The organism is Paenibacillus sp. CCS19 (assembly GCF_033239625.1).
Taxonomy (GTDB): domain Bacteria; phylum Bacillota; class Bacilli; order Paenibacillales; family Paenibacillaceae; genus Paenibacillus_T.
This window is the reverse complement of the sequence record NZ_BTCK01000030.1, coordinates 1-26,700: the sequence shown is the minus strand read 5'-3', so window position 1 is coordinate 26,700 and position 26,700 is coordinate 1. Positions and strand designations below refer to the sequence as shown.

Below are 26,700 nucleotides of genomic sequence, written 5' to 3'. Positions count from 1 at the left end.
TATCCATCAAATGCCCATATCATAAAACCAAGTGTTAAAATCCAGGGTATGGATACAGGGGAGATAGCGGGATGAGTTATTATTATTATCGTGGGCTGGTAACGAACCAAGCGAGTATCGTGGCGTTTGCACAGGGTGATGTGACGGGGGACGGGGTATCCGACAATGTGTATCTTACAGGGATTCGAACCCCAGACAGTCCCTTTACGGAACAAATCACATTGGTTGTGCAAGACGGAAGCAGCGGCAGGGTAACCCATGTGCGATTGCCGGATAATGCAGGATATAATCCGACCCTTTTCTTAGGCGACTTTACCGCGAACAAGGTTAATGACATTCTGATCAGCATCAATTCCGGCGGGAGCGGAGGGATCATGTATCACTTCGTATACTCGTACTTGAATAACGTTCCGAAAGTCATTTTCGACTACAACGCTTATAATGAGCTCTATCAATATACGGTGACGTACATGGACAATTACAAAGTCGAGGTTGTCAGCAAGCTGAATAACATGAAATACATCATCGACATCTCCACTAGAGACAAGGACTATCTTGGAGAGATCTATCAGAGCAACGGGAAGCTGAAGCAGCCTATATCAGGGTTTGTAAATCCGCTAAGCGGGTTGTATCCTGTAGATTTCGACGGGAATAAGGTTTATGAGCTGCTCGCGTATCAGAAGATCGCCGGGAGATATAATGCAGATAGCTTAGGTTATGTATTGAACACCTTGGCGTGGAGTGGGAATCAGTTTGCCTTGAGCAATCAGAATGTGGCGATCTTTGGTTCGACGATTCAATAGGGACGAAGAGAACCGATAAGATAAATAGCAAATTCCGAATACATCGCCATGCGGTCTATTGAATCCGGCGATGTATTTGTTATGTCTCGAAGTCAACACGGGGCTCCAAGTGGTCTCCGATAAAGGAATTTATCCATTCAACCAGGAATTAACAATGTACAGCCTGCGAAATGAAGCGTAATAATTTTTCTATCAGGATGTTTGGTTTATATTCATATGATCGTTTATTGAGTGCAGTCACTATTCATGATATTCCGATAAGGAGATGCAGCCGGATGCAAACAACATTGCCCGTAAAATTCGAATCAACGCCTAATACGATCATTCAAGCCATTCACATGGTGGTGCAGCATACGGACCAAGCGAGCTTGTCTTTGTCCGAAGTGATGGGATATACCTCGCATGCCTTTCGCATCAATGTGCGGCCGCAATCAATCGAAACCGACAGTCCCTATACGATTCATGGCGGAGAGGCCATGCGACGAGGCTTTCGATTACTGGGCTATAATACGCAAGTGATATGTCCCCCAGTCAAAACCATTACATCAGACATGCTAACTGATATTATACATACGATACGCCATAGTCTAGATCGTGGTTTTCCTGTTGTTGCTTGGAACATGTTCGCAGTGGAATTTGGTGTTATCTATGGGTATGACGATTCGCGCAAAGTGCTGTTTGCCATGGACAATTCATTCGACGGTCCTATTCCATACGATCAGCTTCCGAATCGGAGAGTTCTCGCTTTATGTGTGATGGATCAGCCAATTGAGATTGGGCGACGAGAGCGGTTGAAGGAGACGGTTGCTGCCATTCTCGATCACGCTTATAGCCGGGATGGGCTGGCATGGGATCAGGCAAGGGATGGCCTACGGGGTTATGATGCCTGGATCGACGCATTCAATGGGGGCAAAATCTCCAATAAAGGAAATGCGCTTAACTTGCACCTCCTTGCTGATGCAAGGCGTCATGCCGTCGCTTTCCTAGAGCTGATGTCCGCACAGTGGGATGACGGGACCTCATTCGGCACGAATGTAAGCCGATTGGCTAAACAAGCCGCAGTCCATTATGCCGATGTGCTAGACAATCTCGGAGAACTTACCGCGATGTATCCGTATCCCCTTAGCAAAAGAGGTGCGAATCCTCGGCAGAGAGAAAATGTACCACGGAGCATTGAGCTTCTTGGCCGTGCGAGAGAGGCCGAAGTGCAGGGGATTGCTGTATTGAACGAGATATACGGCGCGGTCAATAAATGAGTTGAGTTCAACGATTAACTATAGACCAAGTGGATGAAAAAATGCCTCCCTCAGATGTACCCGCTCAAGCAGGCGTATATCCAAGGGAGGCATCTTACTATCACTCACTCCACGCAATCATTCATAGACCGGTGTATCCGTCTCTATGTCTTATCCTTTATTGCGTACGAGAATATTACGGTATTTGCCGAACGCTCCGGCTGTGCCGTTGCCTGCTTCCAGACCGTTCAGATCAAGCAAAGGCAATTCCGTATTGCGAGGACCGAAGCCTGCGAACACGCCGCCGCGGATATTAGCGAAGCTTACACCCGCATGCAGATCGAAATCGGCAGGGTACGCGCATTGCTCACTGTTCAGAGGCAGCGCTTCTCCCTTGTTGTACGTAACAGCTGGATGTTTCTGACGCAGCACCATGTTCACTTCAGGCTCATAGAAGAAGCTGTCGAATAGATTGACTTGCAGCTTGTTCTCGCCGTCCTGCAAGATCACGCCATCCTGATTCTCGCTGCTCACGGATACAACAACACCGCATGCTGCCGTTGCATGTGTAACACGGTCGATCAGAATCAGTGCGCCCATCGTTTTGTGAAGCAGGAACTCATCGACAACGAGCGGTTCAGAGACTACGATATCGACGCTTACAAGCTCATTCTTGACCGCGGTAGCAGTCGGAAGCAAGCTGCCGTTATTGACGTCTACCTTATGGTGGATATCTGTCACCACGGCCGGCAGCATCTTCGTACCCAGCTTGATCCAGTATTCCTTGCTCGGAACGAGCTGCTGTTCATCCATCCACAAGAGCGTCGTCGTAATGGTGGTTGCCGTTTTCAAACCTGCATCCTTAGTCAGCACGCAGCCGCGCGAAACGTCGACTTCGCGATCAAGCTGAATCGTAACAGGCTGACCAGCGATAGCGCTGCCTGCGTTCTTATCTCCGACATGAATCGTCTTAACGATCGCCGTTTCACCGCTTGGCAGAATCGTCAGCGTTTCACCGACTTCAACCATGCCTGCCTCAATCTGTCCTTGGAAGCCGCGGAAGGTGTGGTTCGGACGGCTTACGCGCTGAACTGGCATGTAGAAGCCGCTCTCGGTGTTATCCATCGAAATGTCCACCGTTTCCAGATGCTCGAGCAATGCTGGGCCGTCATACCATTCCATGTTGGGAGAACGCTTCGTCACATTGTCGCCTTCTGTTGCCGAGACAGGAATGATAATCGCATTCTCGAGACGAAGCTCATTGCGGAGCTGCTGAATATCCTCAGAGATGCTCAGGAAACGTTGTTTATCGTAACCGACAAGGTCGATTTTGTTCACTGCGAATATAAAATGTTTAATCCCCATCAACGCGCAAATGCGAGCGTGTCGGCGAGTTTGTACCAGAACGCCTTGTTTGGCGTCGAGCAAAATAATAGCCAGATCGGCGAAAGCTGCGCCTACGGCCATATTGCGCGTGTATTCTTCATGTCCCGGCGTATCGGCAACGATAAAGCTGCGACGGTCGGTGTTGAAGTAGCGGTAGGCAACGTCAATCGTAATGCCTTGCTCGCGCTCGGCCATCAGGCCGTCAAGCAGCAGGGAATAGTCGATAGCGCCGTTGCGGCTGCCAACCTGACTGTCCAGCATAAGCGCTTGCTCTTGGTCGGCATAGAGCATTTTGGAATCGTAAAGAATATGACCGATAAGTGTCGACTTGCCGTCGTCCACGCTGCCGCAAGTAATAAATTTAAGAAGACTGCTCGCTGTCTGACTCATTAGAAATACCCCTCCCGTTTGCGCCGCTCCATGCTGCCTGCAGCTTCCTTGTCAATGACGCGGCTTGTTCGTTCGGAAGTCGTTGCTGACAGCGTCTCTGCGATAACCTCTTCCAGCGTATCCGCCTCCGACTCCACCCCGCCTGTAAGAGGGTAGCAGCCTAATGTACGGAAACGCACGCTCTTCATCTCTGGCGTTTCTCCCGGCAGCAGCCGCATGCGGCTATCGTCCACCATAATCAGGTTGCCGTCACGCTCAACAACCGGACGCTCTGCTGCAAAATACAGCGGAACGATCTCGATGTTCTCGCGTTGGATATACTGCCAGATGTCCTTCTCCGTCCAGTTGGAGATTGGGAATACGCGCATGCTTTCACCCTTATTGATGCGGGTGTTGTACAGCTTCCACATCTCCGGACGTTGGTTCTTAGGATCCCATGCATGCTTCTCGTTGCGGAACGAGAAGATGCGTTCCTTCGCGCGCGACTTCTCTTCGTCACGGCGTGCGCCTCCGAAAGCGGCTGTGAACTGATATTTCGTCAGCGCTTCTTTGAGCGTCTGCGTCTTCATAATATCCGTATATGCCGATCCGTGATCAAACGGATTGATGCCCTCCGCAATAGCGGCTTCATTGCGATGAACAATCAGGTCAACGCCGAGCTCCTGAGCTCTGCGGTCACGGAACTGAATCATCTCTTGGAATTTCCAGCTCGTATCGACATGAAGCAGCGGGAATGGCAGCTTCTCTGGATAGAAGGCCTTCAATGCCAGATGCAGCAACACCGAAGAGTCTTTACCTACCGAATAGAGCATTACCGGGCGCTCACATTCAGCGGCAACCTCCCGGAAAATGTGGATCGCCTCTGCCTCAAGTTTATCTAAGTGTGTCAGCGACAAGTGTATCACTCCTATAGTGCCAATTTGAATCGCAGCTGACCACGATATATCGACTTAATTCGACATGCCCAACCCGAAAAATCAGCATAATGTTCATCTAAGTATATGGTTTTTCGATATGGAAGACCAGCATTCATTACGCAAACGTTTTACTTGAATTTCTTGCGCAAATTTGCGTTCGATTTGCGCAAATCTACTTTTATTTTGCGCGAAAACAAGCTATCATATCCCAATAAACATCCATGAACGTGGGGTATGTCTGATGACTTTAAAGCAGATCGCTAATATGGCGGGTGTATCCATCTCAACGGTATCGCGCATCCTGAATTCCCCTGACAATAGCTTTGCCACGAAAGAAGTTCGCGACAAGGTGTGGATGTGTGCGAGAGAAATCGGCTATGTACCGGATCAGAATGCCAGAGAACTCAAGCTTGGCAAACGTACTTCCCGCAAGTCGGCCCCTCCTTCCATCTCGTGCATCTTGGGGCGCACCAGACAATTGGAGGATGATCCGTTCTTCGCGCAGGTGTCGCGTGCCATCGAACAGCAAGCGCTGGAACTGGGTTATGCCGTTCGCCATTCTTATTCGCTCTTCGATATTGAGACCGATTCACTGCTGGATCAGATCGAATCATCGCATACGGACGGCGCCATTATATTGGGCCGCTTCAGTAACGACAGCATGAGCTTTCTTGAGAAGCATTACAAGAACTTGGTCTATGTAGGGCGAAATTCAATTTCCGCCAGCTGTGATCAGGTCATTTGCGACGGGTATGAGGCTACGCAAATTGCGATGTTGCACTTGATTAACAATGGACACAAGCGGATCGGATATATTGGCGAGACGTTAAACGAGGTAAGATATGAAGCCTACTGCGATATTCTTCGCAAATATGGACTGGAATACTCGGACAAGTGGGTGAGTAACTGCCCGCAGAACGGTCCTGGCGGATATCAGGGAGCCGAGGAGCTTCTGGCGAAAGCGTCGCCGCTGCCGACGGCCGTATTTTGCGCAACCGACATTGCCGCAATAGCCGCGCTTAGACGATTCACGGAGGCCAAGATCAAGGTGCCTGAGCAGCTGTCGATTATTAGCATGGACAATATCGAGTTGTCCGGTTATGTATCTCCGATGCTGACGACGGTGGGAATGCCGATTGTCGAGATGGGAAACTGGGCGGTTCAGCTCTTAATCGATCGTCTTAACAAGCGTCACAATCTGCCGGCCAAAGTGCTGCTGCCCAACAAGCTGGTTATTCGAGAAAGCGTCGCGAAGATAAAGTGAATTTGAACTCAAAGTGGTCCCGATTACGGCGGGGAGAAGAGTAGAAACGGACAAGGCATCGTCGGGCGCGGGTTGAGGGCTGTAGCAGGTTGCTGGTGAGTGATCTGTTCGGCCCTCTTTGCGTTATTGGTTTTTTATAAACCGAATTAACTGGTGCAGATAGGATATCCCACACATTTGGGATTCGATGATTTTATCTAGATATGTCCTGACATCCTCCGCCACACGCATGACCTCCTGCAGATCCGTATGCTCTAACGCGGCGATGGATTGCTTGAAATTTACGGTATCTTCTGAATACACGGCGCTTTGCAGTACTTGAAGCAACCTGATCGTTAGCAGATGAGAGCTGCTGTATCGACGATAATGGTTGTCAGGGTCCCGATCTGCCGTTACATATCCTGCTTGCTCCCAATACCGGATCGCTGATCTGGGAACTTGCGTCAGGGTAGAAACCTCGTTGATGCTGTATGTCTCCTCGGCATCTGGAGATTTATTGTCGTTCGCGTATATCCGAATATCCTCGATTAACCGCTCTAACTTCTCTTTTTCCTCGTACAAGGTGACTTCTTGTTTCCTGGTAATCCACATGGCATCTTGCGGCTGGTCTCGTTGGAGAGAATAAAGCACCTCGGTAGTCACTTCCATTCCGAATGCCGGAGCCATGGCTTGAATACATGACAGATAAGCGGCGTGCAGCTCCGTATAAATACGGTAGCCATTCGATGATCGTTCAGCGGGAGGGATAAGGCCTTTAGCTTCATAATTCCTTATCGTACTGGCGCTAACCCTAAATTTCGCAGCCATTTTCTTGGGGCTCGTCAACTCGTCATCTCTCTCCTCTTTGCAATAGCTCAGGGTTAAACTATGCTATAAGGTTTTCTTGAATAATAGTTGATTTCCCTGCTTCATATTTGTCTAACCTTACAATTGGCTTATAGGTTGTAGAATGAAGTTGAAATGAAGATAAGGAGGCGTTTGCTTGTGGAGAAAGGATTCCCGATTTTTCGGCATGACATGGCGATTGATGAAATTAGTGAGGTGGCTAACCGCTATATCGCGACTGAGTGGAGGTCCATATACGAGTCCATGCATGATCAATTGACGACTGCATTTGCTGAGATCGAAGATGCGGCCTATGGACTTTATTTGGATCAGCTTATGCCGCCGATATTCGACCAACTGGAGGATGCCGGTTTCAGCATGATGGAGAAGCTTGCAGAGGATGATTTCGTAATCGGCAAGCGCCTGATTTTCCGAAACTCGCTAGAGAAGTGGGGTGCGGAAGACAACAGGTCGAGAATATTCTGGAACGTAATCCATGACAAGCAGGGCAATCCGATCGGCACCCTACTAACGGAAATTCCCCACTCCCATTTGAAATTTGACATCCCTTCGGCACCGGTCATTTACGCGCTGCGGGAAAGTCTGAAGGGGCAGATCGTGCAGGGAATCAGACGAATCAAGGAATCGGGCGGAAGGTAAACAAGGTATTTTATTGAATATATGGCAGTGGCTATATCCTGTGTAGTGGGAGGCGACTGAACAATGAGCGAGAACAACCGGGAAATCATTGAACGTTATATTGAGGCGTACAATTCATTTGATATTGAAGGAATGCTTAGCCTCTTGCATGAACATGTACTATTCAGGAATTATTCGAATGGCGTGATCGACACGGAGACCAGAGGGATACAGGAATTTGGACAATTGGCAGAAAAGTCTGCACAGATCTTCACTAGTCGGTGCCAAACGATTACGGACTATAGCGCTGTCGCCGACAAAGCGGAGGTCCACATTGATTATGAAGCCATCTTGGCGACAGACTTGCCCAATGGATTGAAACAAGGAGACAAGATTCAGCTTAAAGGGAAGTCAGTATTTGAAATTCAAGCGGGCCAAATATTGGTGATTGAAGATCATAGTTAAGTAATCTCTCATGTTCAAGCGTACAAAGCAAATACAGAGCAGGGCGTGGACGTACGCCGCTGCTCTGTATTTTCAAAACGTGGTCAGCTATCATATAGTTAAGAAGAGGTTGATTGCGAAACCTTGAAGTTCATCATTCCGTGTCCAAGGACAGAAGCGACGCGAGAAGCGAGTAAGGCTAGCCCTTCTGTTGCTTGCGCAGCCGATATATCGCCAAGATCGTATATTCGTTTCCATCCGAACGCTTGTGTGAGCAGGGTAGAGACTGCTTGCTTGGCAGCGGCATCGTTTCCGCACATAAACAGATCATGATCCCCGTCAGCGACCCTATTGGGATTCACCATGACTCCCGCAGCAATATGGTTCATTACTTTGACCACTTTAGCTCCAGGAAATGCGGACTGAATTCGTTCGCCCAGCGATTCGCCAGTCTGCGTAAACAATGTCATCCTACCTTCTGTAAAATCAATGGGCAGTGACACGTCCAAGAGAACTTTACCATCCAGATTTGTTTCCCCAGCCAGATTGAGCGCCTCGATCGCCTTACGACCCGTTATCGCGTGAATAAGCAATTCGCCGAAAGCAGCTGCCTCACTAAACGTACCGACGAAGATCGATGGATTGTCCGCATTTTCTATTTGAACCCATTCCGCAAGTTTCTCTGGTTGTCGTGATCCGAGCATGACGGAATAACCCTGCTTAGCCAGTGCAGATCCTAACGTTCTGCCGGCGTTACCAGCTCCGATAATTCCTATATTCATTAGGTATTCTCCTCCTTCTAGGGTCGTTCAGGACCTTGATAAGAGCATAAATCAGATGCTGTTCGCTCGAAAGAACGCAAAAAATTTAATCATACTCTACTTTTCTAGTCCAACTAACGTTTTGTAAGGAGGGCATTGTCGTGAGTGAACCTAACGAGGTACCTTGCTACCCAGCAATTACAGCCGCAATCGAAGTGATTAGCGGTAAGTGGTCGTACGCTGTGATCTCTCAGCTGTGCCAAGGGGCGCAGCGTTTCAATCAACTACAACGTAGTCTAACGGGCATTAGCATCAAGTCGCTTACGGACACGCTTCGGCATTTGGAGCAGCGCGGCATCGTTAGTCGCAAAGTGTTCCCGACCGTACCGGTAACGGTCGAATATGCACTCACAGAGAGTGGAGTGGCGTATAACGAGGTACTTGTAAGGATGCGTGACTGGGGAGTTAGGTGGGGAGTCTCTGATAACTCGCACTCCTTCACAGATGGCGTATGAGAGGGGTCCGGTCTCGACTGGGAAGGAGTAAGAACCGAGAGGACGCGTCGGCTGCCGGGGGGCGGGCCGTTGCGGCCCTTTTTGGTATGTTCATTCAACATTTTGTAGACAAGGAGTATAAGTTACCTATGAAGAAATAGATTCATTCTGCAGCCATTCAGAAGTGAAACATAAATGCCTAGAGGAGCCTTGCATTTCTGTGCACCGAATGCACGGATAAGCGTTTCTCGTTGATATATATTCGGTGCGGGGGATGATCGTGGATGGATTGGGTTGAAAGAATGAATAAGGCAATCGGCTATATCGAAGATCATATGACAGATGCTATGGATTACGAGGCGGTTGCGAAAATCGCTTGTTGCTCCGTGTACCATTTTCAGCGTATGTTCTCCTTTATTGCGGATGTTTCTTTATCGGAATATGTGAGACGCAGGCGGCTGACGTTGGCTGCATTTGAACTGCAGAACAGCCCTATTAAAGTCATTGATCTTGCACTCAAGTATGGGTATGAGTCGCCGGAAGCATTCACTCGAGCATTCCAGAACCTGCATGGGACTACACCAACTGCTGCGCGCAGCACAGGGATAAAGCTCAAAGCTTATCCACGAATGTCCTTCCAAATCTCTATTAAAGGGGCGGCGGAATTGAATTACAGAATCGAAGAACTGAAAGCATTTTCTATTGTGGGACTACAAGAACGTGTTAGTACAAACATTGTCTCCACTATTATTCCTGATTTGTGGGCGAATGCCGCGAAAGATGGGCTCTTCGAGAGGCTGTGGGAAATACGGGCGGTCGATCATCCAATGAGGGGGATTCTTGGCGCATGTGCGGATGGTGATTGGGGCAAGAATGAAGAGTTCCATTATATCATGTCCATTGTGTCGCAACAGTCACCGCCAGAACAGATGATAAGAAGAGACTTTCCAGGAGCAACATGGGCTGTGTTCGAGGCGGAAGGAGGACCGGAAGGAATCGGGGAGATATGGGAACGACTGTATACCGAATGGCTCCCAACCTCTGGTTATGACCTTGCTTATCTGCCTGCGATTGAATGTTATTTGCCTCCAGCGGAAAATAACAATGAGCTGTGGGTGCCAGTTGTGAAAAAGGGAGATAAGCAAGAGGGGTTGTAAAAGAAGGCGAAGAAATCGCACAGTACGGTGCCGATTGTTGGGGGTTTCACGTCATTGACTCTGAAGGAAATGCCGTCATGATTATTAATTAAAGCTGATTACGTTTTTACAAAATAACGTTAACAAATTAGACCGAGATACCTCCAGTAAGGTGAGGCATTCTCGGTCTTCTTCGCTTTCCTATGGTGGAGCAGGAGATGAGTATTAGAGCTACCGCTGTCTTAGCTTCTGCCGAATTGCCTGCTCGATCGAGTCCATCGGATCGCTGCCCGGTTTCGGAATGTAGTAGAGAGGCCCGCTCGACTTAGGCTTTGTATAAAGTCCGCTTGCAACGGCGGTATCAGCGCTGATCGCTCCTTTGTCTTCAACGAGCGAACGGAGCAGCGTCTTGGAGCCTTCAGCAAGTTTCGTCTGCAATGCAGCATATACGACTTCGACCATATCTCCGCGTAGGAAAGGCTGCGCATTCGCAATCCGCGCCGCTGCATCTGCGGTGAGGAGTCCGTTATTCCGCGAAAGCTCCTCAGCATTGGAAGGTGTAACATCCGGGTAACCTAGCAGCCGATTGATTAGGGTTAGAAACTCTTTGCCCGACATGACTCGGTCTGGTGCGAACGCACCATTCCCGATGCCTTTGACATAACCCTTGCTGACGGCGTAAGCGATTGCGTTCGCTGCCCAGTTCGTGCTCTTCACATCGGTGAAGGCAGGCTTCAATTGTGCTGCAGCGGCTTCATCATCTTCACCAGAGAGGCGAAGCAGCATCACAACGCCTTGCGCGCGAGTGAAAGAACTCTCAAGCTGATAGCCATTATTCGTTCCTGTGAATAGACCGAGCTGCTTCAACGCATCAGCCTTTATTGTATTGCTGGCAATCGCCGATAGTGTGGCGGACAGGATGGACACGTGACCTCCAGATTTATAGGCTAGTGGTTGCTTTGGTTGGTCATTCGTTGCTTCCGGAGTTGTCGCCTCGTTGTTTGTCCCTTCTTGCGTTGCTGTTTCGGGACTCATCTCATCTGGCTTTACCGATTCTGGATTCTTCTCATCTGGATTCGTTTCTTCTGCGATCGGCTTCACGTCTGTCGGCGTCTCTGGCGTAGGTTCAACCTCCACGCCGTTCAATTCTCCAGTATGCACGAGGGAAGCGGGATCAGAGGTGTAGAGCAAACCGTAGTTGTTCTGTGGTGACAGATTGTCCGATGCAAATGAATCGCGAAGCTGATAACCCGTCAATGTTCCATTTGGATCGAAGGATTGGACAAGGGTGACTTCCTTCATCGTCTGATTAAAATCCTTCACAACCGTATTGCCGTCCAACTTCTTACCGGACCAGAATTGAATCGCTTTCTGTTTGATCGCATAGGATCCGTCATAATATTCGTTGCGCATCGAGTTGCTTAGGAAGCGCTCTGAGCCGCCTTCTCCGGTCATGCTGATGAACTGCTCTTCGATATATTGCTCTCCCGTGTACAAATGAACAATGCCGTATAGAATTTGAACCGTTTTGTCCGAACCACCAGCTAGAGAGGTTAACCAATGATCGGAGAGAGCGGTCTGTGGATACGCAGTGAATTCCGCAGCATACACGACCTCAATTCGATCGAAATCATACTTCAGTTGTCCTTCTTCTGCCGACGCATGATTAAAAGGGATAAGGATCGTTACAGCCAGCAGCAGTGCAAGCGCCAAATAACAAGATCTGTTTACCATTCCAACACCCATTCTCGCCATAATATTCCAAAATAATCATACAGAGAGACAGGCTTGCTGTCACTCTCTTTCATAAGTTTATACCGAAATTTTAGGTTGTTGGATGAAGATGAGCATTAACAATTGGAAGGATTTGCTGGGGCAACGCAGAATCAACAAGTGAGATTTTCGATAATGAAAATGGGAATTTGGCGAGGATATTTTTTTCTCGCAGGTGTTTGGATTCTATTCAATATGTCGTTTATTGAGTGAAGCTAAATTCTATTACATTGGAGGCAACACCAAATGGGAGCACAATCGTTAGGGGCAATATTCATTCGCGTAACGAATTTAGAAAACTCGATTCCGTTCTATTCTGCGCTCGGCTTGCGTTTCCGAGGAATCGAGGAGTGGAATCCGGGCCGCGGGGCAACGTTCTTCTTGGCTCCGGATCATGATGGATTTCCCCTCATGACTTTGGTAGAATCCGACCAAGTTCAAGTACTGGATTTCCCCAGCTACAACCTGAACGCGACTCACGTAAGGGATATGTATCGGGATCTGGAGCTGAGCGGGTACAAGTTAAAGCCAATTGAAGAGTGGACTTCCCCTTGGAACCACCACATTATGTTCGACGTGTGCGACCCCGACGGGCATATGATTAATATTATCGAGGTCATTCCTGTTAATGAGAAAGCGCCAGAGTTCAGCGAGTAGTCAAGTCGAACGCATATCGTTCATATCGATGAGCGAGATACAAGAATCAAAAAAGAAACCACTCCGGGGAGTGGTTCATACTAGGGTCGGTTAGCGCACCATAGCGGTGTGCTCCGACCTTTTTGTATGGATTTCAGTAATTGAACAATAAACCTGTGAGGTAGAGGTCATATAGTCCAAGGCCCATATTTTTGTCGACTTCATATTCAAGGGTAATCGGAAAAGTCTTATCAGGGCTTCCGTCTATGTAATAACTACCGTCCAGGGTCAACATAGTGTCGTCGTTCAAAAGCGGGCTGTTTATGATTAAAATAATCGTATCATTTGCAGGTACGATATAATCCTTAAGAGAGCCGTCAGCAGCTTGAATTTCTCTACGGACAGTGACTTGATCACTTCCTTCTTCACTTATGCCAAAGTTGTTTTTTTGCCATTCCTCAAATTGTGCTTGGGCTGCAGCTGCGTTGTTACTTGTACACTCGGAATCGTCATAAACAATATTATCGCTGACGATCATGCAGCTATTGTATTGATTACTGGGCATGGGATCTCTTAACTTGCTAAATTCTGCAATGATTTTCTTGTCTCCTGGCGCGAAGGAGACTCGCATGTCCTTGTCTTGGTGACTTGAAATGAACAGTGCCGTATAAAAACGATTTTCCTTTACGCCATAATAATGGACTTCGAACCTGAGATTTGAATTCTCTGCAACCTTCGAGCGCACATCAGTTGTCATTTTAAGATTAATATCCGTCTTCGACGTTACTTTGAAAGATAATTTAGGTTTAGTGATAGGGGAGCTTTCCTCGGACTTAAGAATAGTAGGTTCTGTTGTCGTTATGGTTACGACTTTAGTAGCACTATCCCACTTTACATCGCTACCTAAGGCCTCACTAATTGCACGAAGGGGTACGAGTGTCCGGTTGTTGACCGTAACAGCTGTTCGTTCCAAGAATATAGGTTTTCCATCTACATTCATAAGAGCCGCATCAATTGAATATTGAATCATATGATTGCCTCGAGTTGCCTCAATCGATCTGTGTGCTTCATCCCAGCTGACTACTGCCCCATGAGCCTCGAATATTGCCCGAAAAGGTACAAAGGCGTGGTTATCGATCATCATAGGGGGGACATCAAAAGTAATCGCTTCTCCGTCGATTGTGACACTAATTTCACGATCTTGCGCTGTCACGTAGCTCGTACTCATTATAGGAAAAAGCATCGCTATGACAAATAAAATAATAACGCGAACGATATGATTTGATCGTTGCACCTCTGTCACCTGTCCTCTGCTTTATATTGTAATAAAGGAAATTATATCCTTGAAATGGCTTTGCTTCAATTGAATGATGACGAAAGGAATTACCTGGGATGTTAACGCAGCATACAAATAGAGGAAATAATACCCATCCTATCGAAGTTGATCTAAATACCATTTCTATAAGATGAGGGGATTTCAAAAGTGCGTTCAGTATATATCAAGTTGAGATTTACTACACTGGTTCTTTGCGGCTTACTGCTATTTATGACGTCTTATGCTGGTGCGTCGGGTGTTTCCGCGGCTACTACGGGTAATAAGGACGTGACTTTCACTGATGTTGCGGGGGAATATTATCACTTTCTGGCTTTGGACAGTCAAGGAAACGTGTGGGGTTGGGGAAATAATATTGCAGGTCAACTAGGTGAAGACACCATTAGCTATCATACTGTGCCGATACGGATCAAAGGATTTGAGAATGTAAAGCTCATTGGCGCAGGGTATGATCATTCAACAGTTGTCAAACAAGACGGAACCGTGTGGGTATGGAGCGCAAACCAAGGAGATACGCAGCCTAGACAGGTGAAAGGGATAACAGATGTAATCGACATAGCAGATAGCGCCTACTATACGTTGGCCCTTCGCAAGGATGGTACGGTGTGGGGTTGGGGTAGAAACGATGTCGGTCAGCTTGGGAATGGTCGGAACGGTGACGATGAGACATTGCCGGTTCAAGTTCAACTACTCTCCAATGTCACTGCAATCTCAGCTTCTTTCGACGAGAGTCTCGCTGTCACCTCGGATGGGAACGTTTGGAGATGGGGTGGAGTAGTTAAATGCAGCGGTAATACATGCAAGAAAGGCAGCGTAAGCTCACCTGAATTGTTTGAGGGCTTAAGCAATGTAAAATCCTTATCCGATGAGATAGCGCTTCTGCAAGACGGCACTGTTGTAAAATGGGGCATTAATTATCAAGGAAGTATCGGAATTGGAACAACCGAATATAGCTATTTTCCCGACCCCGTCCAACTGTCTTCTCTTACAGACATTGTTCAGGTTTCAAAAACTCGTGCAGTTACGGAAGATGGACAGGTCTGGTCTTGGGGTCCGAATACATATGGTCAAGTAGGCGATGGAACGACAGAACCACGGCCCAAACCCATTAAGCTAAGCAGGATAAACAATGTGGTGGAGATTTCAAGCGGAGAAGAAGTTACAGTTGCCCTGACTCGTGATGGAAAGCTTTATGAGTGGGGAAATAACGATAACGGGCAGATTTCCAATGAATCTGCCAATATAATGGCGCCTACTCCGGTTCCTATGACACGTCAGATTGTAACCTACGCATTGCCAATTCCTTGGCACCCCAATGATTGGACTTTTGCATGGACTTATTTGAACGATAAGGGTTCAGTTGTAAAAGACAATCAAATTTATTATCGGGTCAAGCCGTTCTCGGAAGGGCTCGCAGCGGTTCATCGTGCTTCCAATGATTTATGGTCTTTTATTACTGTTAATGGAGACCCTGCATTTTCGGGCGATTACAGGATCGTCAAGGATTTTCACCAAGGCAGGGCTGCGGTTAAAGATAAGGATGGCTGGCAATTCATCAATACAAAGGGTGAGTTTATTGGTTCGGCCCGCTATCTAAACGCGGACAATTTCGCCAACGGACTTGCTCCAGTGTTAGTCGATAAGAAGTGGGGCTATATTAACTTATCTGGAAAAATGGTAATCGTTCCTCAGTTTGCATCGGCACAGTCATTTGCCAATGGTCTGGCGGCTGTAAAAACGAATGGAAAATGGGGATTTATCGATACGACAGGAAAGGTCGTTATTAAATCGGTATATACAGCCGTGGGGCCTTTTACGGGACAAGTGATTGCCGTTAATCAGAACGGGAAGTGGGGCTATATAAATAAAACCGGGGCTTGGGTGATAAAACCTCAGTATGAGGATGCAAAAGCATTCTCAAGTGCTTTATTGGCTCCTGTAAAAGTTAAAGGAAAGTGGGGTTATATCAACCTTGCGGGCAAGTTGATAATATCCCCACAATATGAAGATGCTGCTCCCTTCCAAGAGGGCTTAGCCGGTGTGAAGAAGAACGGGCTTTGGGCGATAATGAATAATAAAGGCAAACTGTTGACGTCATTCGAATTTGTTGAAGTTCAACCTTACAACAACAAGTTTGCCTGGGTTGTTACGGCGACAGACAATGGCTATATTGATTCTGCAGGCAAGTGGTATTACAAGGACAAGATCGTAAAACTCCCTTGAGTAATGCTAGACGGGGAACCCGTAGTGAAAATGAACGATAGCTGGAGTGATTGGATCTTGTATAGTAGTATCCCATAGTATAAGACAAACAAGGGCCGGGAAAACACCTTATAACAGGATACATCGCCTTGTGGACCGAATGGTCAAGGCGATGTATTTTTTGTTAGCAATCATTCAACAACCCAGGCAGCAAGCGAACTTGCTGCATTCTCGTGCAAGCGTCCATCAAGTTCCACATGGCCTCATCCAGTACATGTACCTTCCCATTTCTTCACTGCGGGAAGCCCTTCCCAGACCTTGCTCTCCATCAGCTCCTGTGTTGCTTGATATGCCGGTCGGATGCTTGACATCAACACGAATAGCCGATCTCCTGCATAACAGGGGCTAGAGGCGCCGTAGCTGAGGTGAAGAAGTTAGGTCTCATCTCTGGCGAAGGTGCTAACACCTTCGATCCTAATGGTCTCCTGACCCGAGCGGAAGCGGTGTTATTCTATTTACTAGCTTACAAATAAACAGAACACGCAGTGCAGAAGACCGAATCGAATGCCAGCAGGCAGTAGATTCGGTCTTTTCTCTTCACCCTTTTTTTTGGCGTAAGACCTAGTCGTGCTGGACGTGCCGTCTGCTGAGCATACCTTGATATCGTCTAAGCTAAGTCATCCCGGGAATGCGGATGTTTCGGCGTATCCAATAACTGATTGTCGTACTTCCGATCAATATCGTCAGGGGGCGCATTCTCATCGGGCGAGAGGGCGGCATCCATTACAGCTAGCGCTTCAAGGCTTACGAGATCTTCCACTTCATCAAACCGTTTGTCATCGGTCATCGCGATTCTCCTTCAGGAAGAATTTCCTTACTAGGAGATTATTCGTCCGTGGTTTGCATTTTATGCAGAAATCTCGGGGCCAACGTCTTCAAGAGCCTCAAGAGCGGACATTAAGCTTTCACTCAAACTCCGACCACTTGAATACCGGCTTCAATAGCTTGCGAAGATAATAAGCCGCTATCGTCATTGGGGTCCACGAGGTGCGCGTTTTCTCGATGTATTGATCGTTGATGATATAAGTCCGAGTGGAGGTTGGACTCTTCAGCCCGAGCTCTTCCCACTTCGCCGGGTCATTCGAGCCACCGAGCTTGGCGAGCATGTTCGCCGACTCGCTGTCTATCTTCGCTGGAAGCTGCTCGTATGCCTCGGTGATCAGCGCATGAAATTCCTCGATCGGATTGCGGCTGGCAAGGCTCTCTAAGTGAATGCCCTCGCGAATGTATGAAGCGTATGCCAGATGGTCAGCCCACAACTCGTCGATAAAATATAGCCGTACCCGCTGCTCCGAAGGGCTCAGCGGCGTCTCGCCGGTTAGAATGCCGAGCCGCTCCTTGTAAAGAATGCGTCTCTGATCCTCGATCATATCCGAGTAGTAATTCAGCTCCTGGCGGATATGGTGGTTCTGGCCCATCATAACGCGCTGGATATGCGCGATTTTGCTGTTGAGCCCGGGTCTTTCGAGCGGCTCATCCTGCTTAGGTGCGCGGAAGGCTTTGCCGATGCCGAATCGAAAGATCAGCTCGTCCTCCAAGCTGATGTAGAATACGGAGGCTCCCGGGTCGCCTTGGCGGCCAGAACGGCCGCGCAGCTGGTCGTCGATTCGCACGCTTTCGTTCACCTGCGTTCCAATTACGTATAGCCCGCCCAGCTTGGCGACAATCTCTGCTTGCTTAGGGTTGCCGCCTCCAAGCCGAATATCGACGCCTCGTCCCGCCATATTCGTAGACACCGTCACGGCGCCGACTTCTCCTGCCTTGGCGACGATCTCGGCTTCTTCTGCGTCATTCTTCGCATTCAGCACATGGCAAGGTACGTCGGCATTCGCCAGTGCATGGGCCAGCTTGTCAGATTCCTCGACGCTTGATGTTCCAATGAGAATCGGACGTCCCGTCGCATGAACGGAAGAGATTTCTTGCACAAGCGCTTTAAGCTTGGCTTCTTGATGGGTATAAATCCGGTACGGATGGTCGATTCGGATGTTGGTCCGATTCGGAGGAATTTGCACGACGGGCAGTTTATATATAAGTTCGAATTCCATTGCGGAAGCGTGAGCGGTAGCCGTCATGCCGCACATCTTCGGATACAGGCTAAGAAAGTGTTGGAGGGTGATCGTTCCGAGAATTCTGCCGTTGGCAGTTGACTGAAGCCCTTCTTTGGCCGCAAGCGCGGCCTGCAGTCGGTCCGGCAAGTGCCTGTTCTCTGCTACGCGGCCCGTGTATTGTTCGATCAGCTCGATTCTGCCGTCGCGAACGATGTAATCGATGTCTCTGCTCAATAACGCTTCTACATGCAGCGCGCAATTAATTACGGTCAGCAGATGACCGTTATCGCTATCGTACAAATTGCCGCAGCCTAGCAGCGCCTCCGCCTTGGCAGCGCCTGCTTCATTCAAATACACGTTCCGCCGGGAATCGTCGAAGTCGTAATGCTCGACTGGTTCGAGCTGGCGGACCACTTCCGCGAATGGAATGCCATCGCTGCTGGAGGCATCCGATTCGCTGGAGATGACTAGCGGCACCCTCGCTTCATCGAGAAGCAGGGAATCCGCTTCGTCGACAATGACGTAATGGAAGGGACGATGAACGGTATCGGCTTCGCGAAGCGCAATCGTGTCGCGCAAATAATCGAATCCAGCCTCTTTGGCCGTCACATAGGTGATATCTGCGGCGTAGGCTTCCTTTTTATCAGACAGGCTCATGCCCGCTTGAACAGCGTTGACCGTTAGCCCGAGGAGGCGATAGATCGGACCCATCCACTGCGCATCCCGATTGGCCAAATAATCGTTAAACGTCAGCACATGAACCCCTTCGCCTGTCAGCGCGTTAAGATAAGCAGGCATGACGGCAGAGAGCGTTTTTCCTTCGCCGGTATGCTGTTCGATTAACGTCCTCTCGTGCAGGGCGATGGCAGCCATGACCTGGACATCGTAAGGCCGCAATCCGAGCGTTCTTCTCGAAGCCTCGCAGACTAGCGCATAAGCATCGACAAGCAGGTCATCCAATGAGGTGCCCGACTGCGCTTCCTTGCGCAGCCGATGGGATTCCGCCTGCAGCCGTTGATCGTCCCATGCTTCCAGGTTCCGGCTTCGAATGAGTTCCGCTTTGTCCCGATAGCTTTGCAGCAGATGCTGCATATCTCGGGATTCGTAGTCTTTGTACTTGTTCATCAACTTGACGGCTAGATTCATAGGAACGCATTCACCCCTTAGTAGATGGTTCTAAATCTAATGGTGCTGATTCATCAACAATCAGAATCAAATCCACTTCATGTAGCCGAAACCATACACCGCACCTACCGCCATTACCGTACTCCACAAAGCAAGACTGACCGCCATCCAGCCGAAGACGCGTTTGGGTGAAGAACCGAGAACAAGCGCTATGGCAGCAGCTATGTCAGTGCCCACGGCGGCGGGGGCGAGAAGTGCCAGCACGGGGAGTCCATAGCGTTCCCACAGTTTCTTGGCCCGTTCTTCTCTCTTGGACAATGAACCTCGTTCTTTGCCCTTGGCTGCTCTGCGTCTTTCCCGCCATGCTGCAAACTGCCGAGAGAAGATACATAACGCGATAACCGTTAACAGGTTGCCGATGAATCCGATAATGCCTACGGTAATCGGGGATAAGCCCCACGCAATGCCTAGAGGCACGACAAGAAATACATCGAGCCAAGGGAGCGCAGCAAGAACAAACAGTGCGACATACTGCCACCCGGCGGCGTCTATATGACTTCCCCATTCCAACACGGACCGTCACCTACCCGTTCTAATAGAATCAGACGCGGCTGTACTTCCAATTGGTCAGACTATAGACGAGATATTGACCTAATCCCAACAATCCGAAAGTGATTAATGTGCCGACATGATTGGGTGTAAATAATAGGACTGCGATTGCAGCAAGGGGCAGACTGAAGCTGTAATAGATATAGACATTGCGGCAAGCTTTGAACGTGATCCATTGCTGGCCCTCATCCACTTCCCGAAGTTCAGACGGGATCACGCCCCACACATTAATGCGGTCCTTCGGATTTCGTCGATTATGAATAATGACAAGCGTCACCCACAGGCATAGAAGGGCGATCAAGCAGTAGTTATATATCTGTCCTGCCGTACTCAATTGATAGGGTTGGCCCGAATCAATTACTTTCATAAGCAGATAGACATCCCCTAGCGTTGCGAGAAACAGTGTGGTCGAAATGAGCGGCGAACGCATAATCCGTGACAACATCTTATTCATCCTCCTTCAAATAAAATACTTCCTCGACCGGCAGCTTGAAGGCTGCAGCGATCTTGAGCGCGAGCGTAATCGAAGGGGAGTAATCTCCTTTCTCGATCAACCCTACCGTCTGGCGAGTAGCTTCGATGGCATCCGCCAGATCCTGCTGCGACCATCTGAAGCGTGCTCTTAGTTCGCGAACGTTATTAACAAGCATATGCGAGATCCTTTCCAGTTGTTGGTTGGAAATGATTGTATACTATGTATTCCAAAATGTAAACAATGTATTGCATTTTGTAAGCGATCATAGTCAATAGGCTTCGGAACAGGCACCGGGTAATCTAACTCAAAGCTAGTTGCGTAGACGGAGCAAAATGAAAACACCGCCATTGCCCTTAGGGCGTTGGCGGTGCGTCTGGTTTGGTAAAAGTAATAACAGCATTGTCCTTATCTTGAAAAAGATTTTCTTCTACGTCGATCTTCCAACCGCTGCGCAGCGTGAATGTCTTGCCATTATCGTATTCCGGTTCTTCTGGCGGAGAGATCTTCACAGACTTGCCTGACGCAATATCATAATTAACATAGTAAGAGTCGATGACATCCGGGTCGCTGTCCTCATAATGTTTGAGTTTATAATAGTGCAGGACGATATGATCGGGCGAAAGCCAGTGATGGATTTCAACGTATTGATTCGATTTCGGCGTGGTTTGAATTCTGCGAACAAGCTTCCCCGATACTTTCTCGATATCAATCGCCTGCGGTGCAATCGAATAATCCCCGTAGGCGGTGTGAGGATTGAGGATATGCTCCTCGCTTCCGTCGAATGTATAAGATCGGGCAACATATTTGTCATCCGGACCAAATTCCAGCTGCTTATCCACTTCATCGGGTTCTTTAACATTCGGATTTGGATTTTCGATTTTACTGACAACGTTCCCGTTTAAATCAAAGATGGTCCAAGCTTCGAAGTAGTTCCCTGTAGAGGATACGGATATAGGCTCGGAAGGCCATTCGGCAGGGAATCTTTCTTTCAGCACGAACGAAGTGCGTTTCTTAAGATTATAATGAACGATTTCGCCTGTATCGGATGCTGCCATAAGGGTGTCTTTGCTTTTATTCAACCAAATGGGACCGCGGAAAAAAGCTATATTTTTAAGCACATTATCGAACAACGTCGTTTCCTTTCCGCTGGAGATGTTAACGCTAGCGATGCTGTAAACGGGTTTGTGTGCGACGATTCTGGCTGAAGTATAAATAAAGTCATTCTCCGTGAGAAATCCGACCGGCCTAATAAAGTCCGCGCTGAAGGTGTCTGCACCGTCAAAGCCTCTGCTGATTGCGATTCTTTTGACCGCTTTAGTCTGGGGATTAACGAACAACAAATCCTCGTCATAGCTATCGTTTACTAACCAGAAAGCGACCCAATTCCCTTTGTCGGGGGGAAGAAAGGTTCCTTGAACGCTAACCCCTAAGTCTTTCACTTTCATTTTAAATCCTTGCGACGTGTTCGTTAACTGATAGTTGCCTGGAACACTAGCCGCTAGAGAGAAACAGGAGCAGATGATCAGCGTAAAAAGTAAAAAACGTTTCAGAGGATGCATATATGGAATTCTCCCCTATCGTAGATTGTAAGATTGGTTAGGTATATAATACCATTTGATCCAATTTCGTTAAACAAAATTCCAATCCGATAGAATCATTAGCCACTTCTTAATTCACTTCTGATACTGCCGTAATGAATGCCTTCATTGCCGCATAGGCTGGTTCTTCTATCCAGTCGTCGATGCGGCTTTGATCACTGCTGAAGCAAGCCCGCAGCGCTTCTTGGAGCTTCGTGAAGTAGGTTTCCTTGTTCGGGCCTTGGCTTTCTTCCAATAAACCGTGAACCAGCATGCTCCAATCGGGGTTGCTCTTATCGTAATACGACCGTTCCGGATACAAGCGGGCGAGCTCTGCGGCTGTGTCGAAGTTGCCGGACGTATAGATGACGCTCGCTATATAATCACCGATAAATCGATTCGATGGATCGTTCTCTTGCGCTTGCCGGAGCTGCTCCTCGCCCTCTTGGATTTTCCCTTGCTTCAGCAGCAGCCTGCCATATTGGGCCTGCGTATAGCTTGGCACCTTGCCTCGCAAGGCTTCATTGAGCATGCCGTAATATCGGTCGACTTGGGACCAATCCCCGATGCTTCCATAGTATTCGATTAGGGAGGACAAGGTATTTCCGATATCGATATTGGCGGCTGCCATTTTCTCCAGATAAGGAACTGCGGTCACGCCGAGCTGCTGATTATTTTCCGAGGCGTTAGCCTCTAGTAACTTAACAATCATCCGAAGACTATGCTCATCTTGTTCATCGCGTTCGTAGTTCGTCTTATAAGCGAGCAGGGCTTCATCCAGACGGTCAGCCAGCAGCAATCGGTCGGCGTCGGTAAGCGAGCGCTCTTTCAGATAGAAGAAGGGAAGATGCCCCATCGTCTGCTCGTTCAACCGATAACCGTTGCTCCGCGTCAACAGTTTCCCATCGGCATCGTAGGCTTCTATATTCCAGGAGAACCGACTGGACGGGTTGGCATACCCAAGCAGCGTAGAGGGATCTGGAATGTATTTGTCTCCTAATTTTTTATACGAAATACCGGTTGGAACGCTGTAGAGCATATCGAGGGGCAGCTCGATGGCATGGCTCTCGATATGGTCCTTGATTGTGGTTCCTACAGTGCCGTTCTCGACGGGCAAGGTTCCATTCAAGGTGTAGTATGCAGCCCCTTCAACGGGTTCCCATTCGAATTTGATCGTCTTGCCGGTGATGACTTGTTCGTCTACCGGGGCGTGCAATTGGATCAATCGCTGCAAGGTTATGTTCCGAGTCAGATGTTCTCCTCCTCGAATGTCGATCCACTCGGTATCTTGTTTGGCCGGTCGTGTCCAACCGTCGATTTGCTCGAAGCTTAGACCGATGTAGATGACGTAACTGCCGGGGACGACGCCTTTGAAGGTGAAGTTACCCTCCGAGTCGGTCATGGTCTGGTAGGGTTCGCTTTCGATCAGGCTATGGTAGACTTCCTTGCTGTCTCGCAAGAACACCCCGATACCCGCCATCGGCTTGCCGTCGCTTCTGTTGATAGTGCCGGAGACGCTTGAGGCTGCATTATTATGCTGCGCCGCGATCTGGGACGTGAGCTTCACGATATTGTCGTGAAGATAAGAGCCCTTCGGATACGATTTTGCGTTCAAATCGTCCAACAAACGTTCGGCATTCTCTGATTGTTCCGTATTCACATAGATTTGTGCACGGGCGAGCCTAAGCTCGTATCTTTGATTATTGTAATTGCCCGGGAGCCTTTGCTCCGTCTGCTCCAGCGCACGCAGCGCATCATCGGTCCGGCCTTGCGTCAGATACTCGAGGGCCAGCTGTTTCGCCGCTCGAACCAAGTAGCCATCGGCGGGAGCTCCGCTTAGGTAGTCCTCCAAGTACTTGACCTTCTCGTCGCCCGTCCAGCGTGGCTGATCGGGGTATGATGTTACCAGATTGGTATAGACGGTTTCGACTCCTATAACGACATTGAAGCTTGTCGTCCCTAGGTCCGAACCGTTTTCGATCATGTATTGTCGGATAAGCTCCCATTTGTCGTCTCCTGATGAGGCATCGATGACTTGAAGGAGTTCGTTTTTCCCGTTGGCGGCTCCTTGCTCATAGTGCTTTTTGGCGACCGTGACTTCGACCCTCGGCATTACAATCAGCTGAAGAAGGATAAACGAGGCGCCTAAGGCAGCGACGAGCGCGGCGAGATGCTTAACTTTGATTTTTAATTTCAACGTCGTTCACCGCTTTCTCGTAATCATCCTTCCAGTAGGTGTTGCCGCCAGCTTCCACGAGTTGTCTCTCGGCGCGTGGCACATCCTTTGTCGGCTCCGAATGTTCTGCCTTCTCTTGTAACTGTGCGACGAATACAATCGCTATCAGCAAGGCGAAGCTGGCTCCTATCGGAATTAGCGGCAGTTCGAGTTCGTAATTCCACAAAGCTCTCAACCTGGTCCACATTGAACGGGGATGGGTGCGAGCCACAACCTCCGCGCTTCTTAGAAAACGCAGCTCCCCAAGCTCTTCCTCCAGCTTTGTTCTAATGAGCTCTTGTTCCTGCTCTGGTCTCATCGCCATCCTCCTGTTTCTCCAGCATTGATTTTAGTTTCGCCCTGCCCCTGGCAAGCCTAGCTTTTACCGTATTCTCGTTGCTGTTTGTCTGTTCTGCAATCTCGGCGACGCTTAATCCGTTGTAATAAAATAACACGATAGCCTCGCGGTATTTGTAGTCGAGCTTCAGCAGCGCTTCACTCAAGTTCTCATTGCGCCAAGCCTCGATCAGGAGCTTCTCCGGTCCTGCTTCTTCTTCTGTGATCATTTGTTCCACATTGGATAGGGGCAGTAACCGACTCCAGCTCCAGGCGCGCATTTTCATTCGGCATCGGTTCACCGTGATGCGCAGGAGCCAGCTTTCCAGCCGATCGGAATCTTGAAGCTGGTCGATTTTGCGATAGGCCTGTATGAACGTATCCATGACGGCTTCTTCCGCGACTTGCTTATCCTTGACTAGTAAGTAGGCTGTACGCATCAATTTGTTGCCGTACAACTCCATTAATGCCCGAAGCGCGGCTTCATCTTTGTTCCTCAAGCCCAGAACGATATCCAGAAAGCTTCCTCCTCCCCCTAAGTAAGATGCCTCTTGGGTGGCTTTGGTTGCATATTTCCACAAAAATACTTTGATTTGTTTATTGATTAAACGAAGTGGAGTGAGTAAGCTTAGATACAGTTGCTGTTCGTTAACGAGACTATCAAAGAAGGTGTACCTCTGTGAGTTACTTGCTGCTCCTGCTGGCGACGTTGGCATGGAGCTTCGTCGGCGTGCTCGTCAAGACGGCGTCGACGATGGTGGACAGCGCCATTATTTCTTTTGCCCGTTTTTTCTTTGGCGTCATCTGTCTAGTTATCTATTTGTTCATCCGAGATGGCAAAGTACAGATCCGGTTAGGGATGAAATGGATTTGGATCGGCGCGATCGGCAAAGCAGTCAATTATGTATTCGAGAACATCGCGCTCAAGATCGGATACTCGTATGGTAACATTCTTGTGCAACCTGTTCAGACTGTCGTATTGCTGCTTGCTGCCAGTTGGCTATTCAAGGAACGGATCGCTCCGCGAGGCTGGATGGCCGCTGCGCTATGCGTGGTCGGCGTACTCGTTGTCGGCTGGAATGGTACGCCTTGGGACGAGCTGGCTGAAGGTAGCGGTCTGACGACCTTATTGTTCACGTTCGCCGGAATCGGCGCCGCCGTGCATGTGTTAAGCCAGCGCATGCTCCTTAAGACGATGGATAACGGAAACATGAACTTGTCCGTCTTTCTCGTCAGCACGATTATCGTTGCGGCTCCGGTCCCGGTCTACTCGCATGGGTTTACAGGACCGGTATCGGTGTGGGCGTGGGTATCGTTAATCCTGCTTGGCGTCATAACGGGACTCAGCTTCTTCTGGTTCGCGGAGGCGATCAAGAAAGTGCCGTTCATGATTGTTGCGCTCGTTGGCAACAGCATGGTCTTCTTCGCGGTGTTGTGGGCGTATTTGTTTTTCCGCGATCCGATCACCATCTACATTATTGGAGGAACATTGATTTTCGTAGCGGGTTTCCTGCTGCTGAACTTCCCGATGCCTCGCCGCAATGCCGGCGTACAAGCGAATGCAGATGCGCAAGTAGAAGCAAAAGTAGAAGTGTAGCCATCCTTTGGGGTGGCTCTTTCATTATAGGCGCGGCAAACAGGCGTGGATTTAATGTAGGACACTGAAGGGCGTAATCAGTCCTTCGGGGCGGGGAAGAAGCTCCATTCTATATTGAAGTGAAAAAGATTGAAATTAACTGTTGCATTTCTAAAATGATCTATGCTATTATGTAATTCCGCCGCTGAAACGGCGAACGATTACGAAAAGTTAAATACTTAATTAAAAATAAGTGTTTGACAAACGAAATCAAAACGTGTTATATTCTAATTCCGGCCGAGAGAAACACGCCGGTAACGAGAAACACGAAGCGAATAACTTGTTCCTTGAAAACTGAACAATGAGCGATATGTTTTAAAGCAAGTCAGCTTTTAATGAGCTAAACAAGCACTTCTTTTATGGAGAGTTTGATCCTGGCTC

The 26,700-nt window shown here is 48.7% G+C and carries 26 protein-coding genes; 11 read left to right on the top strand and 15 right to left on the bottom strand.

What is annotated here, in order from left to right; translation table 11 throughout:
* The first annotated feature begins 71 nt into the window (after nt 1-71).
* Both SBI19_RS19295 and SBI19_RS19290 read left to right on the top strand, forming a co-directional pair.
* Nucleotides 72-803: a VCBS repeat-containing protein gene (locus SBI19_RS19295; protein ID WP_317971169.1), complete on the top strand. Its 732-nt coding sequence runs from the start codon at nt 72-74 to the stop codon at nt 801-803.
* Nucleotides 804-1,078: 275 nt separating this feature from the next.
* Nucleotides 1,079-2,059: a hypothetical protein gene (locus SBI19_RS19290; RefSeq protein WP_317971167.1), complete on the top strand. Its 981-nt coding sequence runs from the start codon at nt 1,079-1,081 to the stop codon at nt 2,057-2,059.
* A 150-nt stretch (nt 2,060-2,209) separates the two neighbouring features.
* Here SBI19_RS19290 and SBI19_RS19285 read toward each other — a convergent pair whose 3' ends face one another.
* Complete coding sequence (locus SBI19_RS19285) at nt 2,210-3,814, bottom strand: sulfate adenylyltransferase subunit 1 (RefSeq protein ID WP_317971165.1); 1,605 nt, start codon at nt 3,812-3,814, stop codon at nt 2,210-2,212.
* A complete protein-coding gene (gene cysD, locus SBI19_RS19280) occupies nt 3,814-4,710 on the bottom strand; it encodes a sulfate adenylyltransferase subunit CysD (protein WP_317971163.1) in 897 nt (298 codons plus the stop codon). The genes SBI19_RS19285 and cysD overlap by 1 nt, the downstream gene beginning before the upstream one ends.
* A gap of 262 nt (nt 4,711-4,972) precedes the next feature.
* Between cysD and SBI19_RS19275 the strand changes: the two genes are divergently transcribed.
* The gene (locus tag SBI19_RS19275) at nt 4,973-5,995 is read left to right on the top strand and encodes a LacI family DNA-binding transcriptional regulator (protein WP_317971161.1); all 1,023 of its coding nucleotides are present in this window, start codon (nt 4,973-4,975) and stop codon (nt 5,993-5,995) included.
* Nucleotides 5,996-6,118: 123 nt separating this feature from the next.
* Here the strand turns inward: SBI19_RS19275 and SBI19_RS19270 are convergent, their stop codons facing one another.
* Nucleotides 6,119-6,820, bottom strand: a complete 702-nt coding sequence (locus SBI19_RS19270; RefSeq protein WP_317971159.1) for a MerR family DNA-binding transcriptional regulator — start codon at nt 6,818-6,820, stop codon at nt 6,119-6,121.
* A 159-nt stretch (nt 6,821-6,979) separates the two neighbouring features.
* On the opposite strand from SBI19_RS19270, the gene SBI19_RS19265 reads away from it, so the two are divergent.
* Both SBI19_RS19265 and SBI19_RS19260 read left to right on the top strand, forming a co-directional pair.
* Nucleotides 6,980-7,480, top strand: a complete 501-nt coding sequence (locus SBI19_RS19265) for a DUF6022 family protein (protein ID WP_317971157.1) — start codon at nt 6,980-6,982, stop codon at nt 7,478-7,480.
* A 63-nt stretch (nt 7,481-7,543) separates the two neighbouring features.
* On the top strand, nt 7,544-7,924 hold the full coding sequence (locus SBI19_RS19260; protein WP_317971155.1) for a nuclear transport factor 2 family protein: 381 nt from the start codon (nt 7,544-7,546) through the stop codon (nt 7,922-7,924).
* A 98-nt stretch (nt 7,925-8,022) separates the two neighbouring features.
* Here the strand turns inward: SBI19_RS19260 and SBI19_RS19255 are convergent, their stop codons facing one another.
* Nucleotides 8,023-8,685, bottom strand: coding sequence for an NADPH-dependent F420 reductase (locus SBI19_RS19255; RefSeq protein WP_317971154.1), 663 nt, complete (start codon nt 8,683-8,685; stop codon nt 8,023-8,025).
* Between the two features lie 140 nt (nt 8,686-8,825).
* Between SBI19_RS19255 and SBI19_RS19250 the strand changes: the two genes are divergently transcribed.
* Nucleotides 8,826-9,179 (top strand): winged helix-turn-helix transcriptional regulator, encoded by a 354-nt coding sequence (locus tag SBI19_RS19250; protein ID WP_317971152.1) that lies wholly within the window; start codon nt 8,826-8,828, stop codon nt 9,177-9,179.
* A gap of 263 nt (nt 9,180-9,442) precedes the next feature.
* Nucleotides 9,443-10,315, top strand: coding sequence for an AraC family transcriptional regulator (locus tag SBI19_RS19245; RefSeq protein ID WP_317971150.1), 873 nt, complete (start codon nt 9,443-9,445; stop codon nt 10,313-10,315).
* Nucleotides 10,316-10,525: 210 nt separating this feature from the next.
* Here the strand turns inward: SBI19_RS19245 and SBI19_RS19240 are convergent, their stop codons facing one another.
* Nucleotides 10,526-12,028, bottom strand: a complete 1,503-nt coding sequence (locus SBI19_RS19240) for an S-layer homology domain-containing protein (protein WP_317971148.1) — start codon at nt 12,026-12,028, stop codon at nt 10,526-10,528.
* Between the two features lie 285 nt (nt 12,029-12,313).
* Here SBI19_RS19240 and SBI19_RS19235 point away from each other — a divergent pair, with 285 nt between their 5' ends.
* The gene (locus tag SBI19_RS19235; RefSeq protein WP_317971146.1) at nt 12,314-12,724 is read left to right on the top strand and encodes a VOC family protein; all 411 of its coding nucleotides are present in this window, start codon (nt 12,314-12,316) and stop codon (nt 12,722-12,724) included.
* A gap of 133 nt (nt 12,725-12,857) precedes the next feature.
* Here SBI19_RS19235 and SBI19_RS19230 read toward each other — a convergent pair whose 3' ends face one another.
* Entirely contained in the window at nt 12,858-13,916 is a 1,059-nt protein-coding gene (locus SBI19_RS19230) for a copper amine oxidase N-terminal domain-containing protein (RefSeq protein WP_317971144.1), read from the bottom strand.
* 270 nt (nt 13,917-14,186) lie between these two features.
* On the opposite strand from SBI19_RS19230, the gene SBI19_RS19225 reads away from it, so the two are divergent.
* Together SBI19_RS19225 and SBI19_RS29590 are read left to right on the top strand one after the other, a co-directional pair.
* Entirely contained in the window at nt 14,187-16,259 is a 2,073-nt protein-coding gene (locus tag SBI19_RS19225) for an RCC1 domain-containing protein (RefSeq protein ID WP_317971142.1), read from the top strand.
* Between the two features lie 365 nt (nt 16,260-16,624).
* Nucleotides 16,625-16,771, top strand: coding sequence for an S-layer homology domain-containing protein (locus tag SBI19_RS29590; protein WP_350340452.1), 147 nt, complete (start codon nt 16,625-16,627; stop codon nt 16,769-16,771).
* Between the two features lie 134 nt (nt 16,772-16,905).
* Here SBI19_RS29590 and SBI19_RS19220 read toward each other — a convergent pair whose 3' ends face one another.
* The 9 genes from SBI19_RS19220 to SBI19_RS19180 form a co-directional block, all read right to left on the bottom strand.
* Nucleotides 16,906-17,085 carry a hypothetical protein gene (locus tag SBI19_RS19220; protein ID WP_317971140.1) on the bottom strand — a complete coding sequence of 60 codons (180 nt, stop codon included), beginning with the start codon at nt 17,083-17,085 and terminating at the stop codon, nt 16,906-16,908.
* A 118-nt stretch (nt 17,086-17,203) separates the two neighbouring features.
* Nucleotides 17,204-19,492 carry a preprotein translocase subunit SecA gene (locus SBI19_RS19215; RefSeq protein WP_317971138.1) on the bottom strand — a complete coding sequence of 763 codons (2,289 nt, stop codon included), beginning with the start codon at nt 19,490-19,492 and terminating at the stop codon, nt 17,204-17,206.
* Nucleotides 19,493-19,558: 66 nt separating this feature from the next.
* Nucleotides 19,559-20,044, bottom strand: a complete 486-nt coding sequence (locus tag SBI19_RS19210; protein WP_317971136.1) for a small multi-drug export protein — start codon at nt 20,042-20,044, stop codon at nt 19,559-19,561.
* 28 nt (nt 20,045-20,072) lie between these two features.
* The gene (locus tag SBI19_RS19205) at nt 20,073-20,525 is read right to left on the bottom strand and encodes a hypothetical protein (protein WP_317971134.1); all 453 of its coding nucleotides are present in this window, start codon (nt 20,523-20,525) and stop codon (nt 20,073-20,075) included.
* A gap of 1 nt (nt 20,526) precedes the next feature.
* On the bottom strand, nt 20,527-20,730 hold the full coding sequence (locus tag SBI19_RS19200) for a helix-turn-helix transcriptional regulator (protein WP_317971132.1): 204 nt from the start codon (nt 20,728-20,730) through the stop codon (nt 20,527-20,529).
* Nucleotides 20,731-20,908: 178 nt separating this feature from the next.
* Nucleotides 20,909-22,114, bottom strand: a complete 1,206-nt coding sequence (locus SBI19_RS19195) for a hypothetical protein (protein ID WP_317971130.1) — start codon at nt 22,112-22,114, stop codon at nt 20,909-20,911.
* A 109-nt stretch (nt 22,115-22,223) separates the two neighbouring features.
* On the bottom strand, nt 22,224-24,329 hold the full coding sequence (locus SBI19_RS19190) for a carboxypeptidase regulatory-like domain-containing protein (RefSeq protein ID WP_317971128.1): 2,106 nt from the start codon (nt 24,327-24,329) through the stop codon (nt 22,224-22,226).
* Nucleotides 24,307-24,666 carry a hypothetical protein gene (locus SBI19_RS19185; RefSeq protein ID WP_317971126.1) on the bottom strand — a complete coding sequence of 120 codons (360 nt, stop codon included), beginning with the start codon at nt 24,664-24,666 and terminating at the stop codon, nt 24,307-24,309. Before SBI19_RS19185 ends, SBI19_RS19190 begins: the two co-directional genes overlap by 23 nt.
* Nucleotides 24,635-25,183, bottom strand: coding sequence for a sigma-70 family RNA polymerase sigma factor (locus tag SBI19_RS19180; RefSeq protein ID WP_317971124.1), 549 nt, complete (start codon nt 25,181-25,183; stop codon nt 24,635-24,637). The genes SBI19_RS19185 and SBI19_RS19180 overlap by 32 nt, the downstream gene beginning before the upstream one ends.
* Nucleotides 25,184-25,362: 179 nt before the next feature.
* Between SBI19_RS19180 and SBI19_RS19175 the strand changes: the two genes are divergently transcribed.
* Nucleotides 25,363-26,280: a DMT family transporter gene (locus SBI19_RS19175; protein ID WP_317971122.1), complete on the top strand. Its 918-nt coding sequence runs from the start codon at nt 25,363-25,365 to the stop codon at nt 26,278-26,280.
* The last annotated feature ends 420 nt before the right edge of the window (nt 26,281-26,700 follow it).